Raw genomic sequence first — 2,101 nt, 5'->3', positions numbered from 1 at the left:
CGTGCCCGGCCCGGCTGGCCAGCACCAGCTGGCGGGCGGCGTCCAGCAGCAACAGACCACCGAGCGTGCCGCAACCGACGGCGCCGGCCAGCCAATTCCCCAGGTGCCGGTGCGAGACGTGTTCGACCTGGCCGTCGGTCCCGACGTAGTCGAGGGCGACCACGCCGCGCTGCCACATCCACGCCGTCAGCGCGCCGGCCACCAGGGCCAGCAGCAGCTCGATGCCGCCGACGACGGCGCGGAGCGGGCTGTGGAGCCGGGGTCCGTCCTCCTCCGGTGTGACGAGGACGCCACGGTCGGCCCCGGCCCCGGGGGCGGGGAGCTGGCCGGTCTCGGTTGCCTTCACGGAACGTGAGTCTTCCACGCGAGTGCCGCGTTCACCGGTACGGACCGCCGTCCGAGCCGACGGGCGGGGGCCCGAGCCGGTCAGGACTGCCGGAAGTACCGGTTGGAGTCGGCGAGGTACATCATCACGACACCTCCGACGATCAGCAGGGGCTGTGCCACCGCGAGGATGCCCAGCAGGATGCCGGGGCCGCCGATCTCGAAGTTCGCCGCGAGGCTCCCGAGGTCGCTCAGCGTGCCCAGGACCGACAGTGCTCCCAGCACCGTCAGCACGATCCGGGCCCAGTTGCGCCCGGCCCGCATCATGAAGACGAAGAGGATCATGAGGCCGGCCAGGAGCGCGCTGATCGTCGCCGCCACCAGGACGGTGCTCCGCGCGAAACCGATCACGGTCTCGCCGAGCTCCGCGCTGACGCCCGAGGCCGCCACCTGCCGTGCGACGGCGGTGTCGATCGTCAGGAACACGGCGGTGGCCGCGAGGATGCCGAGCACCGCGTTGGCCATCCACAGGACGAAGGCGGTGTTCACGGTGGCGGGCCGTCGCCCGGCGCGTCGCTCGGGGTCGGACAGCGGGGGCGGAGCCATGCCGAAGCCCGCCGGTGGCATGCCACCACCGGGCTGGCCCGGTGGTGGTCCGTAGCCGGGAGCGGCGGGGAAGGGGGGCTGCCCGTACCCGGGGCCGCCGGGCGGCGGCGTGCCCTGGGGGTACGGGGAGCCCTGCTGGTAGGGGCCCTGGGGGTTGGTCACCTGGCGAACGGTAGGACCGGCTTCGTGGGGTGTCCACCGAACCGGCGTTTTCGTTATCGCCCACCCGTGGTCGGCACGCGGGTGACTCCTCCCGAGCCACGGGGCGCGCCGGTGCGCCGCGCCCCGTGGCCGTCGGTCAGTGGCCCCGGCGCGCCTGGAAGTAGGCGTTGGAGTTGGGGAGGAACAGCAACACGGTGGCGACGACGGGCAGCATGTTGAACAGGGTGTTCATGCCGTTGCCGCCACCCGCGGAGGCGAAGAGCAGCAGGTTCAGCACGGCGAGCACCGTGAGCGCCGCCCGCGCCCAGTTCCGGCCGTCACGCATCTTGAACGCGAACAGGAGGTACAGGGCCTGGATGGCCAGTGCGACGACCAGTGTCACGCCGATGGCCGTGTTGAAGACGCTGTCCACCTCGTCCGGGCTCAGACCGTTCGCCTGTCCTCTCCGGCGGAAGTCCTCGCGCAGCTCGTCCAGGCCGGTCAGCGCGAGGAGGTTGAAGGCGATGTTCAGGACGGCGCTACCGATCCAGATCCAGAAGGACACCCTGACCTCGGTGGGCACCGCCGGCTGCTGCCGACCGTCCTCGTCCGGGTTCAGCGGCGGGGGCGGGGGCATTCCGCCCCCGGGCCGGCGGTCGGGCTCGTCGGGCTCACGGGGATCCTGGGGAGTGGACACGCGTCAACGCTACGAGCGTTCGACGGGAACGTCCACCGAGGGCCATTTCCGCCGATCCGGAACGAACCGGACACCACCGGCGAGGTGGTGGCTCCGGTCGGTCGCCCGGATGCCACACCGGAGGTGCGGGCGCCCGCCGCTCCTGCTCCCCGCCGGCGGCACCGGGCGAGAACCCGGTGCGCGGGACCGTCGCCCGCTGGTGCGAGTGGGGCGTGGGCGGGTGCGGCGACCGGACCTCGGTCGGGTCCGCGCTGGCCCGCCCGGTGCCCTCGGCGGGACGGCGTCCGGCCGCCCCGGTCGAGCGGGCCGCCCGGGGCACGGGACGGCGGGCAC

The 2,101-nt window shown here is 73.4% G+C and carries 3 protein-coding genes; all 3 read right to left on the bottom strand.

The genetic code is table 11. From position 1 onward, the window contains the following. Nucleotides 1-346: hypothetical protein (locus ACTIDRAF_RS31000; RefSeq protein ID WP_016701262.1), on the bottom strand; the 346-nt coding region annotated here is incomplete at its 3' end. 80 nt (nt 347-426) lie between these two features. Then, on the bottom strand, nt 427-1,092 hold the full coding sequence (locus tag ACTIDRAF_RS0224210; RefSeq protein ID WP_083886657.1) for a hypothetical protein: 666 nt from the start codon (nt 1,090-1,092) through the stop codon (nt 427-429). 136 nt (nt 1,093-1,228) lie between these two features. Beyond that, entirely contained in the window at nt 1,229-1,768 is a 540-nt protein-coding gene (locus ACTIDRAF_RS30995) for a hypothetical protein (protein WP_157163251.1), read from the bottom strand. Between the last annotated feature and the right edge of the window lie 333 nt (nt 1,769-2,101).

The organism is Actinoalloteichus spitiensis RMV-1378 (assembly GCF_000239155.1).
Lineage (GTDB): Bacteria > Actinomycetota > Actinomycetes > Mycobacteriales > Pseudonocardiaceae > Actinoalloteichus_B > Actinoalloteichus_B spitiensis.
This window is presented reverse-complemented; position numbering and strand designations above follow the sequence as displayed.